17 protein-coding genes are annotated in these 14,190 nt (G+C 66.2%); 3 read left to right on the top strand and 14 right to left on the bottom strand.

Going from position 1 to position 14,190, the window contains the following annotated elements:
- Positions 1-293 precede the first annotated feature (293 nt).
- The 4 genes from FFT21_RS27385 to FFT21_RS27370 form a co-directional block, all read right to left on the bottom strand.
- Positions 294-2,252 carry a recombinase family protein gene (locus FFT21_RS27385; RefSeq protein WP_137816813.1) on the bottom strand — a complete coding sequence of 653 codons (1,959 nt, stop codon included), beginning with the start codon at positions 2,250-2,252 and terminating at the stop codon, positions 294-296.
- Positions 2,249-2,593, bottom strand: coding sequence for a hypothetical protein (locus FFT21_RS27380; RefSeq protein ID WP_137816812.1), 345 nt, complete (start codon positions 2,591-2,593; stop codon positions 2,249-2,251). The genes FFT21_RS27385 and FFT21_RS27380 overlap by 4 nt, the downstream gene beginning before the upstream one ends.
- Before the next feature lie 462 nt (positions 2,594-3,055).
- On the bottom strand, positions 3,056-4,483 hold the full coding sequence (locus FFT21_RS27375) for a replication-relaxation family protein (protein ID WP_225978812.1): 1,428 nt from the start codon (positions 4,481-4,483) through the stop codon (positions 3,056-3,058).
- A gap of 459 nt (positions 4,484-4,942) precedes the next feature.
- On the bottom strand, positions 4,943-5,281 hold the full coding sequence (locus FFT21_RS27370; protein WP_137816811.1) for a hypothetical protein: 339 nt from the start codon (positions 5,279-5,281) through the stop codon (positions 4,943-4,945).
- Positions 5,282-5,599: 318 nt separating this feature from the next.
- Between FFT21_RS27370 and FFT21_RS27365 the strand changes: the two genes are divergently transcribed.
- Positions 5,600-5,794 carry a hypothetical protein gene (locus FFT21_RS27365; protein ID WP_137816810.1) on the top strand — a complete coding sequence of 65 codons (195 nt, stop codon included), beginning with the start codon at positions 5,600-5,602 and terminating at the stop codon, positions 5,792-5,794.
- Here the strand turns inward: FFT21_RS27365 and FFT21_RS27360 are convergent.
- From FFT21_RS27360 to FFT21_RS27320, 10 genes are all read right to left on the bottom strand, one after another.
- Positions 5,791-6,321, bottom strand: coding sequence for a MarR family transcriptional regulator (locus FFT21_RS27360; protein ID WP_137816809.1), 531 nt, complete (start codon positions 6,319-6,321; stop codon positions 5,791-5,793). The two genes, FFT21_RS27365 and FFT21_RS27360, sit on opposite strands and share 4 nt — an antisense overlap.
- Positions 6,318-6,983 carry a hypothetical protein gene (locus FFT21_RS27355; RefSeq protein WP_137816808.1) on the bottom strand — a complete coding sequence of 222 codons (666 nt, stop codon included), beginning with the start codon at positions 6,981-6,983 and terminating at the stop codon, positions 6,318-6,320. Before FFT21_RS27355 ends, FFT21_RS27360 begins: the two co-directional genes overlap by 4 nt.
- 647 nt (positions 6,984-7,630) lie before the next feature.
- Positions 7,631-8,074: a class IV adenylate cyclase gene (locus FFT21_RS27350; RefSeq protein WP_225978811.1), complete on the bottom strand. Its 444-nt coding sequence runs from the start codon at positions 8,072-8,074 to the stop codon at positions 7,631-7,633.
- 125 nt (positions 8,075-8,199) lie between these two features.
- Positions 8,200-8,820: a nucleoside/nucleotide kinase family protein gene (locus FFT21_RS27345; protein WP_192909788.1), complete on the bottom strand. Its 621-nt coding sequence runs from the start codon at positions 8,818-8,820 to the stop codon at positions 8,200-8,202.
- Between the two features lie 67 nt (positions 8,821-8,887).
- Complete coding sequence (locus FFT21_RS27340) at positions 8,888-9,382, bottom strand: GreA/GreB family elongation factor (RefSeq protein ID WP_137816805.1); 495 nt, start codon at positions 9,380-9,382, stop codon at positions 8,888-8,890.
- Positions 9,383-9,468: 86 nt separating this feature from the next.
- A complete protein-coding gene (locus FFT21_RS27335) occupies positions 9,469-10,062 on the bottom strand; it encodes a class I SAM-dependent methyltransferase (protein WP_192909787.1) in 594 nt (197 codons plus the stop codon).
- Between the two features lie 63 nt (positions 10,063-10,125).
- Positions 10,126-11,040, bottom strand: coding sequence for a radical SAM protein (locus FFT21_RS27330; RefSeq protein WP_137816803.1), 915 nt, complete (start codon positions 11,038-11,040; stop codon positions 10,126-10,128).
- A 336-nt stretch (positions 11,041-11,376) separates the two neighbouring features.
- Positions 11,377-11,757, bottom strand: a complete 381-nt coding sequence (locus FFT21_RS27325) for a hypothetical protein (protein WP_137816802.1) — start codon at positions 11,755-11,757, stop codon at positions 11,377-11,379.
- Positions 11,754-11,891 (bottom strand): hypothetical protein, encoded by a 138-nt coding sequence (locus FFT21_RS29020; RefSeq protein WP_153816591.1) that lies wholly within the window; start codon positions 11,889-11,891, stop codon positions 11,754-11,756. Before FFT21_RS29020 ends, FFT21_RS27325 begins: the two co-directional genes overlap by 4 nt.
- Positions 11,888-12,148, bottom strand: a complete 261-nt coding sequence (locus tag FFT21_RS27320) for a hypothetical protein (protein ID WP_137816801.1) — start codon at positions 12,146-12,148, stop codon at positions 11,888-11,890. The genes FFT21_RS29020 and FFT21_RS27320 overlap by 4 nt, the downstream gene beginning before the upstream one ends.
- A gap of 328 nt (positions 12,149-12,476) precedes the next feature.
- Here FFT21_RS27320 and FFT21_RS27315 point away from each other — a divergent pair, with 328 nt between their 5' ends.
- Entirely contained in the window at positions 12,477-13,343 is an 867-nt protein-coding gene (locus FFT21_RS27315; RefSeq protein ID WP_137816800.1) for a helix-turn-helix domain-containing protein, read from the top strand.
- 1 nt (position 13,344) lies between these two features.
- Positions 13,345-13,704, top strand: a complete 360-nt coding sequence (locus FFT21_RS27310; RefSeq protein ID WP_137816799.1) for a DUF397 domain-containing protein — start codon at positions 13,345-13,347, stop codon at positions 13,702-13,704.
- Positions 13,705-14,190: the final 486 nt, after the last annotated feature.

Below are 14,190 nucleotides of genomic sequence, written 5' to 3'. Positions count from 1 at the left end.
CCCCGCACAACGCAGCCCCATCGAACTCGGCATCCCCACAGTCACAACCGACCACTGACGACACCGACCACAACCGAGCCGGCCCCGGAGGACCCAACCCCAACAAAGATCAAGTTCAGAGAACTCAGGACGTTGCCGAACCCAAACAGGAACGCGAGCGCGATGACCGTCGCCGTGATCATCGTGACCCACCAGACCACAGCCTCGCGAGAAGCACCCATCAGCGCCCACCACCCGGCTCGGGAACGACGAAACTCCCGTCGATCACGAGTCTGCCAGCCGGAAAGCGCTGGTCACGGGCGGGACCGTCTGTGTTGCGCCCCGCCGGGGGCACGTACAGCATCTACACGAGAACCTGTGTCCTGCTGACCAGGGGTTTCTCGTGTCGATGGCATGGTGATCCTTTCTGCCGCGTGGGCGATCTGGGGTAGTTCGTCGGCGGGCAGCTTGATGGTGATGGTCACTTCGTCGCTGTCGTCGTGCAGGCGGACGCTGAGTTGGGTGATCTCGAACAGCCGCCGGAGCAGCGGCTCGGGGGCGTCGGCCAGGTTGACCGCCAGGTAGGGCAGCGCGTCCAACAGCTCAGCGTCCCCCGGTGTCGGCCGTGCCGGCTCGACCTCGTCGGCGGCGTCCAACTCGGCGACGGCCGCCAGGGTGGCGGTCTTCTGGGCTTCCAGGTCGTTGTAGCCGCCGCGTAGTCCCTTGGTGAAGGGATCGTCGGGGTCGCCGTCCTGGGCTTGCCGCAGGATCGAGTGCTGCCGGCGGGCGATGTCGGCCAGGGCACGTTGGAGCCGTTCCCGTTCGGCCTGCCGCTGCCGGGCGGCCCGGTCATCCACCTGGTCCAGGTCGGCGGCCAGCAGCTCGCGCCGGTGCGGGCCGAACACGCGGTCGGCGAAGAACCGCGACACCGCGTCGAGGATGGCGTCTTCGCGGAGGTAGACCGCCTTGGGGTGGCCGGCGTACTTGTCCGGCCGTCCGCGGTTGTTGTTGCGGGGCCAGCACATGTAATAGGCGGAGTTGTGCCGGTGGTTGCCGAACATCCGCCGCCCGCAGCCGCAGAACACCATCCCCCGCAGCACATAGGTCCGCCGGGTCTGTGGGTGGGTGTTCTTGGCGTTGCCGTCCCGGGAACCGCGCCGAGCCTGCCGGCGGGCGTTGAGTTCGTCGAACATCCACTTCGGGATCAACGGCTCATGGGTCGGGTCGGCCGACCACACCCATTTGACGGGGTCGTTGACCTTGCCCCGTCGGGAGCGGGACGCGCGCCGGTTGAACACCTGATAGCCCGTGTACTTCGGATTCGTCAGCACCTCGTAGACGCTGGTCTTGCCCCACGCACCCCGCGCCCGCACCCTCCCGGGTGGCTCCGGCGGCGGGTACTTCACCGGGTCGGCGTTCAAGCGCTCGGCAATCGTGTCGTAGCCGAGTTGCTCGTGGTAGCGCCACTGCGCGATCTGCGCCACGGTCTCGGCCCGCACGCCGTCGGGTTCCAGCCGGGTCTTGGTGTGGCCGCGGGCAGCTTTGGTGGGGTTGGGGTGCCGGTAGACCTTCGCGCGGTAGCCGTAGGGGGGTTTGCCGATGTTCCAGCCCTCCCGGACGTGGGTGCACAGCCCGCCCCAGGATTGTTCGAGGGTGTTGAGGACTTCGTACTCGGCCACCGACTGGTTGATCCGCCGCTGCAAGATCCGCTGCGCCCGGCTGCCGGAGAGGGTGATGGGTTCGTTGGAGGCGAACAGCGGCACCTCGGCGCGCTCCAACTCCCGCTCCACCGACAACCCCTCGTAGGTGCGGCGGGCGACCCGGGACACGGACTCGCAGATCACCACATCGAACCGCCGCCCCGGGTGCGCGGCCTCGTCGAGCAGGTCGGTGATGCCGCCGTCGCGGGCGATGGGGATGCCGAAGCGTTCGTAGTTGGTGCCGTGGCCGCGTTGGTCGAGTTCCATGCGCCCGGACTCGACGTCGTAGAAATGCGCCACGATCACCCACGACTCGGGGATGGCGGTCTTACAGTTGCCCAACTGCCGCTGCAGCGACTGCCGCGGGTCCTGTTGGTCATCGGTCGAGGTCCGACCGAGGAAGGCCACCCGCACCTCATCACCCAACAGCGCTGTGGGCAACCCCAGCGGCGACACGGCGTAGTCCGACAACCCCGACGGTCCGGAGACCGGCACCCGCGCCGACAACGACGCGGCCCGCCGCGTCAGCGCGGGGGCTGGCGGGTTCACCACGGGCTCATCGGATGCTGTCATGCAGCTTCACCGTCCTCAGTAGACTCTTTGCGGGATTGCTTGTTTGCCCAGTCCAGAAGGTCACGAATAATCGCGGCGAGGTCACTCCGGAGTTGTTCGCCGTCGGTGCCGAAAACTGGGGCCACGTAACCGGAAAATTGCCGGTCACTGCCGCGTTGTCGCTGCTGATCATACCACCAAACTGGCTGGTCAGAGCCGATATTGGGGAGGTTTTCAATATCATCATCCGCTGCCGGGCGAGGCAGCGGAATCACCACGCCATCGGTGTCGTCACCGCCGCGTGTGTGGTCCTCGCCGGTTGTGTCGTCGGATTCATCGGGGGTGTTGTGGTGGGGGTACATCGGGCACCTCCGGTGTGCCCGCGAGCCCACTGGCTTGGGTGGGAGGTCGCGGGCGGCTGGTCGGCTGGCAGGCAACCGTCGACGCAGCGGACAACACGCCAGCGGATCACCCGAACCCCGTGGCCTGTCAGGCTTTCTCGGCGTTGCGGGCGCGCGCCATGACGCGCGCTGTGGTGGCTGGCGGTGTCGGCGTTGGTGGGCCGGTGGGCTTCGACTCCCCGACTGCTCTCAGGCACCCGTCGGGGCCAGCAATTCACCGGCCGTCGTTCTGGACTCTCACCGCCCACGCGCTCGGCGAGACCACCGGCGAGACCGCGGACGAGACCGGGTGAGACGGGTGGTCTCGTCTCGCTCGGGGTGGTCTCGGTGTCTCGCTTGCGGTCTCGGCGTGGTCTCGCCACGAGCGAGACACGCGGGCGGGTCGACACGACAGCCCAGACGATCATCTGTTTGGGCAGGGGTTCAGGCGGGACGCTTCCACCGGTGCCGGGTCAGCCCGGTGGAGGCCACGCGCGGCGCGTGTGCCGTCGTGGTTGTTGTGGTGGTGTCCTCCTCGGGGTCGGTAAGCACGAGGTCACCGATGTCGATGCCGTGTCGGTTGGCCTCGCGCATCTCGTCGGTCAGCCCGTCACGAAACGCCGCCTCGCCGCTGCTGTCGTCGTCGCGGTCATCGTCGCGGTCGAGGACCGGGCCGGGGCGGGTGGCCAGCTCGTGCAGGACGGTGGGAGTGCCGTCGTCGATGGTACCGCCGATCATGGCGGGCAGCTCGCCGAGGCGGACCCGCCGGGCGCGGTGCGGGTCCGGGGTGACCACCGACCACACCTCCCCGGCGGGGCCATCCGGGTCGCCGTGATCCCGGGAGGCGGTGGCCACGGGCACGACGGAGTGCTTGGCCTGCAAGGCTTTGCGCAAGCCCTGCTCGCGGCGGCGACTGGCCACCCAGAACAGCACCATGCCCGCCAACTGCCGCGCCATCTCCCACCCGTCGCTGTAGCGGTCATCCGAGCCGGCGGTGTAGCGGTCGAGCTTGTCGGCGACCCGCCGTAGCGGTTCGGTGCCGGTGTCGTGTTCCAGGAAGAACCCCAGCCACCGGCCGTCCTGGTACCAGCAGCCGTAGCCGTCCGGGGTGATCTTGTGCTGGTAGAACTCGGTGATCCACTTCTCCGACCGCCAGGTGTGCAGGCCCTCGCCCCGCGGTCGGCCATCGGCCGGGGAGAACGGCGTGCCCAACCCCGCACGGCGGGAGTAGCCCGCGAGATCCGCGAAGAACTGGTTCACCCCCAACAGATGCCCCAGGCGCGGGGATTCCAAGATGCGGCGCAACCGATCCGCATGCGCCGACGGACGCGGCGGACTCGTTCCCTGCTGCGCGGCCAACAACTCGGCACCGCGATAGCCCAGCAGGTAGTGAAACGGCTTCGAGCCGCCCTCGGCGCGATACGGCTGCGTGCGCCACAACACACCCGCCTCCGCGAGATCCAACAACCGATGCTGCGCCCGCGAGATCGACGGAAACACCAACGCACGAAGCTGCTCCGTGGTCAACACCTGATGCTCCGCCACCAACTCCAGCACGGTGCGGTCCCGAGGCGTCAACCTGGCCCACAACGCCCCGTCCGGCACCCCAGCCGCCGGCATCGCCGCTCGGCGACCACGCCTGCCCGCGCCCGACGTGGAATGAGACTGATTGTGACCAATCAGTCGGAGACCCGCCCGCCGCCCCGTGTCCGCCCTTTGACCTGCGCCGTTGGGGACAAGGCCCCCTGCGGATGCCCCTGCGGTCCTGGGACGCACCGCAGACGCCGCCCCATCCGCGGCCCCACCCGCCGCGCCAGCCGCGCGGCCATGGCCCTCGTTGTCTCGTCGGTCAACCATCATCATCACCACCACCAATCAGACCGACGCTGTGCACCCCGAAGTCCGGATTCCAGCCCCCGACAAGACACCTCGCCCGCAACAAGCCGCGCCCACCGAAACGGCACGGCACCACCGCGGGCAACGGTGAGATCCCACGAGGCCAACAACGCGACAGCATGATCACGACACTCACGTCCTCTCCGAGCCGGAAACCGCCTTGCACCCCCGAAGTCCAAAAATCACGGCGTTACTGGACAGCGACGCCCCATAGAGTGGTGCATGTCACACCGGATCGGTCAGGCGTCATCACCGCCACCGGCCACTCCTGCCCGCCATGCCGAAGGCAGCCCATCGCGATCAGTACAGCCAACCCGTGATCACCTCCCAGTTGGGAAAAGCCCGCGCTCCCCCCGACTCCGAATTTCGGCCCGAAAATCCAGCCCCGCGACCAAAACGTGACCGAAAAGGTCGCCGTCGTTGTCGTTGTTGTGATCAGGTCTCGGTGGCTCGGGTCGCATCGGCCCAGACCAGAAGGTCTTGGACCACGCGGGCCAGCTCGCCGCGAACCCGCTCGGCGTCGGCAGGCGCAACGGGCACGAGGTGGCCGGTGAAGGTCCACTGACCAGCCCGTTTCCGGCGGACACGGTAGCTCCACGTCCCGCTGTTCGCGTGCGTGCCGGTGCGCGCTTCGGTGTTCTCGGGTGACCGGCGGGGATGCGGAATCTGGACGGGCCGAACGGGATCAAGCGGCGTCTCCGGTGAGGAGCGTCCCGCGTCACGCGAATCGCTCCCCTCGGCGTCGCCGTGCTGCGCGGAGGGTGTGGCTGTCACGTCCCTCTACAGCACGGCTTCGCGCCCGGATTCACATTGCACCAGCAAAGACCACCGACCTCCCTCGGCGACCAGGCACACGGATTCGCCCCAGGACCGCAGACTCGGTGGTTATCGTGACCAGCCTGGGCCGTGTTAGTTTCCTCGATCACGCCATCCACCTGCATCAAGGCGACTTACGCGGGGGCCGTTGACCCGCCGTCGTTAAGACGGTGCCCCAACGGGGTCCTCGACGGTGGGGCCAACGGCCCCCTGGACGGGCCTCCAACACCCGCGGCACGGGTCCTCGTGCCCCCGGTGGGCGTAGCGTGCCGACTCATGCAGGACCTGCCTCCCGTGCTGCCGGTCGGGACGCGCGTGCGGGTGCGCTTCGGCCGCTACCAACACCGCACCGGAACCGTCGCCGACGACCACGCCCTGCTGCCCGCCATGGAACCCCTGGTTTGGGTCACCTTCGACGGCGGCACGGAACGCGGGCTCATCGCTGTACGCTTCCTCGACCGCGTGCGCTAACAGCCCGCGTGCTCACGCAAGCAGCCACGTGCTCGCGGTGCTTCTCGGCCCTGGGCGAGGCGGTAGCGCACCGGGTCGCGGCCCACGCGCTCGACGTGGCCCTGCTCGACCAGTGCCTCGGCGGCGTCGCGGACCGCCGCCCACGCCCGGCCGTCCAGCGCGCGGGCGATCTCCCCCGGCGTCAACGCCCGCTCCGAATGCGCGGCGAGGTGCGCGGCGACCCGCGCCCGGAGTTCACCAGCCGGCAACCGCCTGCGGCGCGGCCGGTGTGCGGCCAGCACCGCCTGGGCGTGCTCGACGGGGACCACGAGCCGCCAGGACCAGGGCACACCCCGCCGATCCGCGTCCTGACAACGCTCCCGCCGCACCAGCCCGGCGGTCTCCAGGCGCGTCAGCGCGCGGCGCACCGTGGAGGGCTCGAAGTACAGCGCCCGCGCCAGAGCCGTGGCCCGCCAACCCCGACCAGTGGCCAGGGCGGCGAGCACCGCCTCCACACAATCCCGGCCCACCGCCGGGGTGCGGCTCACGCCGGCTCCCGGTGGGTGTAGCGGCGCGGGCCGTCGCCGACCCGGGTCAGCGGCGAGGTCTCCTCGCCGGCCAACACCGCCAGCGCGTTGGCCACCGCCCCCGCCGAACGCCCCAACCGCCGACCGATGCGAGACGCGGTGAACTCCTCCCCCACATGGGCAGCGAGGAACTCCGCCACCAGCGACCGCAACGCCCCGCGCCCAAGCCGCCCCGACCCCGCTCCCACGGCCCTGTCGGCGTCCGTGGGCACGCCCACGACGGTCTCGGCCCCGCTGCTCACCGGGGCGATCGGACCCGGCGCGGTCGCACCGGCCGCCGAGAGCGTCGCCTCGCCGACGCCGCTCGCGGCGGTGGCCGTACTGGCGGTGGCCGCAGCGCGGTGGGGTTCCGGCGGGCACGCTGGCTCCGCCGGCCGCCAGGAATCCGGAGCGCGGCGCGCCCCGAGGCGGTCTCCCCGGCTGCGTTCGGCGCGCCCGGCGGACTCCAAGGCCACCAACGCCTTGCCCACCGTCGAGCGCCCCAACCCCAGCGCCGCCGCGATCTCGGCCACCGTCTGGCCCCGCTGCCGGGTCAGCGCGGCGTGGACCCGCTCGACCGCCGGCACGGCTGCCGCCACGCCGTCCGCCGCGCTGTTCGCCCGGCCCTGCTTGGATGCGGCCATGATCGTGGTCCTCCTCAACGTCGCCCAGCCCGGGGCGGGCTGATCGCGACGTTGATGGACGCTCTGTATGCGGAGGAGTTCAAGGCGCTGGGGCGAGAAGTTTGCTTCTGCTCCTTCAATCCAGCCGGTGCGCCACCGCCGACCCCAGCCGCAAGGAATAGTGGTTATCGAGGAGAAGCAACGGTTTCTGCGGCCCCCTGCCGCGGGCTGTGGGCATCCCCGCGCCCCTGGGCGCCAGCCAGGCTGTGTTCTCGCCGCTGTGAGGCGCTCAGCGGCGCAACCGTCGGTGCTCCGGTGGCATGTGTCGGCGGAGGAGGGCCGGCGCTGTCTCAACGCCGGCCCTCCCGCGCCGTGCGCGACGCGTCCCCCGACGACACCGCGCTCCTCCGGCCACGTCAGCCCCGAACCCGACCAACCGGAGTGCCTCCTCACCCGCGATCGTGACCGGCTCGTGCAGGCCAGGGGTACCGACGATCAGGTGAGCAGGATGCGGCACGCACAGTAGTGCTCGGTCAAGACGCAGAGGTGAGCAGTTCCGGCACGCACCCGCCGGAGGAAGGGCTCGTGGCGCGACCACAACCCGTCGACAATTATCGGCGCACGGCGATGAGGCGCGTTCCTAGCAGTAGCTTCCGTGCCCTAAGTGTTTAGCGGCAGTCAAAGGTGAGTTCGGGCTTCTGGAGGATGTCGATACCCAACTCACGCGAGTACACCTCGTCGACACTCCCGAAGGTGGCATCGGCAAAATTGAGCCCGAGTTTCTTGGCGGCGAGCTTGACTGATTCTTCGTTCGGGCCTTCAATCTCAAGGAAGGTCGGCAAGCCCGGCCATGTGTCGAAGTCGAGCTTGACGCCATCCAGTGCCCACTCTTCGCGATAGTTTTCTTGGTACCTCAGCGGCTCAAATCCGAGAGCTTCTAGTAGCTGCTGCCCCCCGGCGAAGTCACTGATGCCAACCTCGGCTTCAAGGAGGGTGTCAATTGCGGAGGTGGTGGCCGTCGATTGCTTATAGGTGAGGGTGACAGATTGACCTTCATCGCGAAGACGAAGCCAGCCGCGCTTCGCTCTGAGGTGGGCATTCTCGAAGACCATCCGTTTCATCAGAGTCTTCGGAATGACACAGCGTGCCCCAAGCTGCTTTAGCCGATCGGTAGTGGCCTCAACGTCAATGTTGCAGAAGCGGGCTTCGTATTCCGGCTTCAAGAACTACCCCCCGGTTACTCAAGACGATGACAAGAGGAGGTCATCAGGTCGGCTGGGTTACGCTTCATGACCTTGGCTATCTGCACGATTTCCTCCACTATTTTACCCGGTGGGAGTCCGGTGACGTCGAGCGGGGCCAAGTTGTACCGAGAATAAAGCTCTTGTGTAGCGTCCACTGTTTCAGCGCCGAGTCGATGCCATCTGTTCCGGTACTGACAACCGTCTCGCGTTTGGAGGCGCCGTCGTCGTTCGTTCTCGTCTATGATCAGTAGCACGGTGAGGTCGGGACGAACTGCGATGTCCCAATCCACCTCCGGTAAGATTCGGGCACCCATCGCTCCATGCGTAGCCAGGGTTCTGTAAAAGTAGCTTTCGATGACAACGCTGCGCCCCATGGCTAACTTCTCACGGATGATGTCGGAGATTATGTAGTTGGCCATCATCCAGAAGTGCATTCGAGCCATGACGTTCTCGCTTGCGTCGAGCTTTCTCCGAATCGGCTCGAAGTCGTCCACGAGGGTATCCAGGAACTCCGCATTAAGTGCCTTGGCGAGTAACGGTGCTGTCGTCGTCTTCCCAGTGCCGCTCAGTCCCTCAAGTGCCACAAAGAGCGCCGTCGAGTCGGAAGATGACACGTGTAACCCCCATGCGCTGGATGGTTGGTGGCCCAGAATACGACGGCTATGGCGTATCCGGACCAGACTAGTCGAAGTATTCGTCGGCCACGGTGATCTCTTTAATGGTGAGGGTAACCGCGCGGTCTGCGATCTTTCCCTTGACGACGTCTCCCACTTTGGCACCGAGTAAAAGTTGGCCGATGGGCGAACTGGCCGAGACTTCGTCGTCTGCGCTTTCCACGAGAAAAGAGCTGCCAATGACTACTTCGTCTTCGAGACCACCGAGGTCGGTGCGGTGGTAGCGGACGCGGCAACCGATCTGGACGGTCTCCGCGGTGGGTCTCTCGGTGAGGACCTTCGCCTGGTTGCGGATTGCCTCCAACCGCTTGAGCTGGCCATACGAGGACTTGGCCAACTGTTGCATCTCATCAAAAGCGGGGTTGTCGTGCCACGTCTCGCTGGATATATCGGCTGTTTCACCGATCGAGCCGAGATGGGTCCTGTACTTCTCGTCAAAGTCGGCTATGGCGGTTTCTAGCCGGCGGAAATCACGTGGCAAGAACAGCATCTCATCGTCCACCGACTATCCTCCCTAGATCACGCGCGGGCTAGCCTACCTTAGGAAAACACGAAGAGTATCACACTCGTCACGCGCTCGACAGTGATTCACCCGCTTGATGTAGCGATGAAGAAGCCCATTCGGTGTACGTGGACATCCGGCTGGCCTAAATGGGGAGCCTCGACAAAAACGGGCGTGTATGCTTCCCAATTTCTTCGCCAGCCTTGCAGATAGCGCCACACCTCGCCCTGTTCAAGGTAGTGTTCGGTCTCGACGTGCTTTGGCGCCACTGGCATGAAATACTCCGCGCCGAGTATCCCGCCCGGTCGAACGCATCGTTTCATGGCGTCAAAGAACCGGCTGAGTGGCTGGTCATGGTTGAGCGAGTAGTGCCACGAGCAGCTCGTCCACAAGGCGTCGCGCGGGAAGATGTCGGCGGTCCTGACATCGGCGTTGACGATGGTCAGCTTATCTTGCAGTCCGACCTCGCGGGCGGCGGCCGTCAGCCCGCCGCCTGAATAGCGTTCCGCGGCCTTGCCTTTGCGAGTATCGCCGTATCCGTGTACTGCTGAATTGTTCACTTCGATCGCCGTGACGCTGTAGCCAGCTCGGAGCAAGGGAAGAACGAACTTTCCGTCGGCAGCGCCCACAACCACAACAGTTTCGATCGTGGGGTCTTGATTAAGGTGTTCGATAAACAAGGGGAAGAAGGTACGCGTGTCTTTCCATTCTGATCGCATGGCTCACTCCCAAAGTTGTTGAGATCAGCTCCTCGTTAGGGTTACATAACGAACGTCCGGGATAGCCAGGGCGATCTCGCTGTTTTCTGATGGAACATACTCGATGCCGCCCTCGGCTAGGTCCCACACAAAGGCGTGCGCGTTCCGACCCACAGCCTTACATGACATGGTGAGAGCCCCATCAGGGCTCATCTCGATTCGGGCGAGACTCTCTTCCGGGTCGGCGTCCTGATCACAATGCGCAGGCAGCCCGTCGAGAAGGTCGATCAGGTCATCATCGAGAACCAACTCCAGCCTCGATGAGCACCTTTCCAGGCTGGCTTGGATAGTGCTCTTGTCTTCGACAAGCAGATCAGTGCGGCCTTCGGCGTTGCCCACGGGACGGAGCTGATGCAGCTTCAATTCACCGACACCAAGATCAGCTATCTCTTCGACCAACTGTGGTAGGTCTTCAACGTTGCGGCTGGTGACCGTCAGCGTCACCCCGACCTTGAGGCCGAGGTCGATGGCGTGCTTAATGGTCTTCACTGCATCGTCGTAACTTCCGGCCTTGCGAATATCATCGTGAGCTTCGCGTAGTCCGTCTAGCGAAACACGGAGCCGATCGAGTGTGTCAACCATGTATGTCAGCTTGCGGCGTACTACCTGGTGGCCGTTGGTGCAAATCTCCGTGTAGAGACCCCGGTCGTGAGCGCCAGCGGTGATCGGCACGATGGCGTCATGCAGAAATGGTTCGCCGCCAAGCAGAACAACTCGGCTTGTCGCATACTCGCTGACAAAGTGCGACATGATCTCGAATGCCTGAGTAGCCGTGATGCGGTCCCTGCGCTTCAGGTTTTCCCCGTGGAAGCAGTGCAGGCAATTGTAGTTGCAACGGTACAGCAGTTGCAGATACAACGTCCGAATACTGCGAATACCTGTTAATTGCTTGATACTCATGCGTTCTGACTCCCTTCAACTGGTAACTACGGTAGGACCGTGGCTCGCGCACACAAATTTGCGATGCGACGTGGGGCGGGGCTCGCCGGCGAGGTGCGGCGTCAACGACAGGAACAATCTCTCCGCTGTGAGCGGTAACACAGACTCACCTTGACTCATCCGATCCTCGCGATCAAATCTTTTTGGTCGGCTCGTCGCGAGATTGACGGCAATCGTCACCACGTAGGAGCCTTCCCCCGTCAGAGGATCTTCCGCATCGAATCTAGGAAGCTGGCAAGACAGCCGTCTAGCGACCGTCTGGGTGCCCCGCCATGGCGGGCCCGTGGTCCCGGCAGGTCATCCGGTGCCATCCCCCTCGTCACGCTCCCGACGGAGGTTCTCGGCGCTGGGCGGGGCGTAGGGCCGGGCAAGCCGACTGGCTGGTGCGTCGGCGCTGTCGAGTAACCAGTCCACGGCGTTCACGACGTAGCCGGACCGGTACTCCAGCACGGGACCGTGCTCGGTCGGTTGCCGGTAGTCGAAGGCGGCCCAGACACGGACAGCGTGCGCGAACCCGTTGGGGCGCAAGGCGAGGTATTCCACGTACCCGGCGCGTACCCGCCACAGGCGGGTGCCGATCAGTTCGCCGTCGTCGTTGACATCGGGCAAGGGCCGGAACCCTTCGGCGTGCAGGAGCCGGCCCACTCTGTCGGCGACCTGCGCAGACAAGCCGGTCATCCGCGCCCCTCCCCGTGCGAGCGGCGGGCAGCGATGCGCTCCTCAATGCGCGCCTGGTGCAGCACGACAGCCAGGCGGATGCCGAATGCCGTTGCCGCGATCACTAGCGCGATGACCTGCGTGGACGTGCTCATACGCTGACCTGCACCGGCTGCGTGCCCTGCTCGCGCTGCTCCGGCGTGCGGGTGTGGTCCAGGGCCAGAACGACATCCCGCAGAGCCGCCCGGAGCCGGCCGACTTCCAGCGGCTCCAAAACGGCGGCCTCGCCCGGCGGAACGATCAGGGCCACCCGCTGGTCCTCGGTGGGCACCACCAGGATTTCTCGCCGCCGTCGGGCGATGTCCCGGCAGGCTGCTGCCCACTGGCCGAGCTTGTGTCGCGTCTGCCGCATGATCGCCCTCCCCGCTGTCAGCGCCCGCACCTCGAACCGGAGTTCGGGCGGGTGGTGGCCGGCGAAGCCGGGCCAGGTCGGGGGACTGGCCCGGCCCCGCCGGGCTCGGCGCGTCGGGCGGTAGGTGCCGGTTGCGCACCCCCGTGCCGCCGCAAGGGGCTCCGCGATGGCGTCACACCCGACGCGGTACCGTCTCCGTTGTCGGTACCCCTGCAAGCTATCCCGTATATATACAACGCTCCATACATCAAACGGGTGTACCTGATGTTGTTCGCTGGGCTGGATGCCACACTCTGTGTGACCAGGCCGAGATACGGGAGGGGACTCAGTGGCGGACCACCGCGCAGACCCGTCCGCGCTGCGCTTCCTGATCGGCCACGACCTGCGCGTGGCACGCGAGCGTGCCGGCTTGAAGCAGGTCGAGGCCGCCAAGGTCCTGGGTTGCAGCCAGGCGAAGATCAACTACTTGGAGACCGGCAAGACGCAGCAGAAACCGGACGAGGTAACCGCCCTGCTGCGTGCCTACGGCGCGGACGTGGAACACGTCGACCGGATGGCATCGCTGGCGGGCCGCGCCGATCAGGGCACCTGGTGGGCGCCCTTCGGTGACGTACTGCCCAACTGGTTCAAGACCTTCGTCGGTCTGGAAGGACTGGCCGCCTCCGAGTTCAGCTACGAGTCCCTGTTGCTGCCCGGTCAACTCCAAACGGCCGACTACGCTGCCGCGTTGCTCGTGGGCAACCTGCGCGTGCCGCCGATGGACGCCCCACAGGTCGTCCGCGCCCGCATGGCACGCCAACGCCTCACCGACGACACCAACCCCTTGCGGTTCCGCGCCGTGATCGAGGAGTACGTGCTTGATCGCATCGTCGGCGGTCCGCGGGTCATGCGCGCCCAACTGGAGCACCTGCTCACCCTCATGCAGCGGGACAACGTCGAGTTGCACGTCATGCCGGTCGACGTCGCCGTGCACGATGGGCTGGACGGTGACTTCCTGCTGCTCGACTTCGACGAAGCCCAAAGCATCGGCTACATCGAGTACCCCACCGGAGCCATCTACGTCCAAGACCAAGATCAGGTTGCGGCGTATACTTTGTCAGCGGATCGGCTGTGCACAGCCGCGCTGTCGGTGTCTGGCTCCGCCGATGCCATCGCCGCGCGAATCGCCGCCCTCGATACCAGTTCGGAGGACTGACATGGCCACCGTCGATCGCCACGCGTGGCGGACCTCCAGCCGCAGCAGCAACGGCGAGAACTGCGTGGAAGTTGCCCCGACAACCAGCGGCGTGGTCATCCGACACAGCAAGCACCCCGAAAGCGGCACGATCACCTTCTCCCTCCCGGCGTGGTCGGCGTTCGTGGCCGAGGCGTGCGACGGCCTGACCAGCACAAACGGAGTCGCCACCATCACCCCCATGGGCGCCGACACCCTTGTCCGGTCCGTCCAGACCGGCGTGGAACTGCGCTTCGACCAGGCCGAATGGTCCGCCTTCGTTGCCGGAGCGCTCGACGGCGAGTTCAACTTCGCTGGCCACCTCGCCGCGACGCCAAGCTGAGCACGCCGGTCGACAACCGCGCCGGTAGCCGCACCGCGCCCCGGGCAACTCCTCCCGCCGCTCCGGATCTTCCACGAGACCCAGCGGTCCCGCACCGATACAACAGCGCGCCACAACAGCCTGATTGACATTGCGTATGCACAGACTCGGGCGAGCAGCGGCCATGTCGGCGTCCCCACACGCGGCCCACCCGGTCTAATCCAGCGCCGTTGCCCTCCGCACCCTCGCCCGACCACAACGCAGGCACCGCCTACCAGCCAACGGAGTCCCCCGCAACACGCTCTCCACGCAGCCCGCAACCAGCCGTCGGGCGAGGCTGCCGACCAAACACCCGCACGAGATCACCAGCCGCGCAGCCGCACTTGAGCTTGACCCCGTTCTCCGGACACGTTGGGTGTGGTGTCAGCCGCCGTGGTGAGGCGACGTCTGTCGTGTCTCAAACTGGATGGGGCTGAGCATTCCAATGCTGGAATGCCGTCGTTTCGG

The organism is Gandjariella thermophila (assembly GCF_005405885.1).
Classification (GTDB): domain Bacteria; phylum Actinomycetota; class Actinomycetes; order Mycobacteriales; family Pseudonocardiaceae; genus Gandjariella; species Gandjariella thermophila.
The sequence above is the reverse complement of the archived record's forward strand: the minus strand, read 5'-3'. Positions and strand labels throughout refer to the sequence as shown.

Coding starts and splice junctions, on each gene's coding strand:
- FFT21_RS27385 (WP_137816813.1), bottom strand. CDS start 2,252: ATGACAGCATCCGATGAGCCCGTGGTGAACCCGCCAGCCCCCGCGCTG.
- FFT21_RS27380 (WP_137816812.1), bottom strand. CDS start 2,593: ATGTACCCCCACCACAACACCCCCGATGAATCCGACGACACAACCGGC.
- FFT21_RS27365 (WP_137816810.1), top strand. CDS start 5,600: ATGCAGGACCTGCCTCCCGTGCTGCCGGTCGGGACGCGCGTGCGGGTG.
- FFT21_RS27355 (WP_137816808.1), bottom strand. CDS start 6,983: ATGGCCGCATCCAAGCAGGGCCGGGCGAACAGCGCGGCGGACGGCGTG.
- FFT21_RS27350 (WP_225978811.1), bottom strand. CDS start 8,074: ATGGTCTTCGAGAATGCCCACCTCAGAGCGAAGCGCGGCTGGCTTCGT.
- FFT21_RS27330 (WP_137816803.1), bottom strand. CDS start 11,040: ATGAGTATCAAGCAATTAACAGGTATTCGCAGTATTCGGACGTTGTAT.
- FFT21_RS27325 (WP_137816802.1), bottom strand. CDS start 11,757: ATGACCGGCTTGTCTGCGCAGGTCGCCGACAGAGTGGGCCGGCTCCTG.
- FFT21_RS29020 (WP_153816591.1), bottom strand. CDS start 11,891: ATGAGCACGTCCACGCAGGTCATCGCGCTAGTGATCGCGGCAACGGCA.
- FFT21_RS27320 (WP_137816801.1), bottom strand. CDS start 12,148: ATGCGGCAGACGCGACACAAGCTCGGCCAGTGGGCAGCAGCCTGCCGG.
- FFT21_RS27310 (WP_137816799.1), top strand. CDS start 13,345: ATGGCCACCGTCGATCGCCACGCGTGGCGGACCTCCAGCCGCAGCAGC.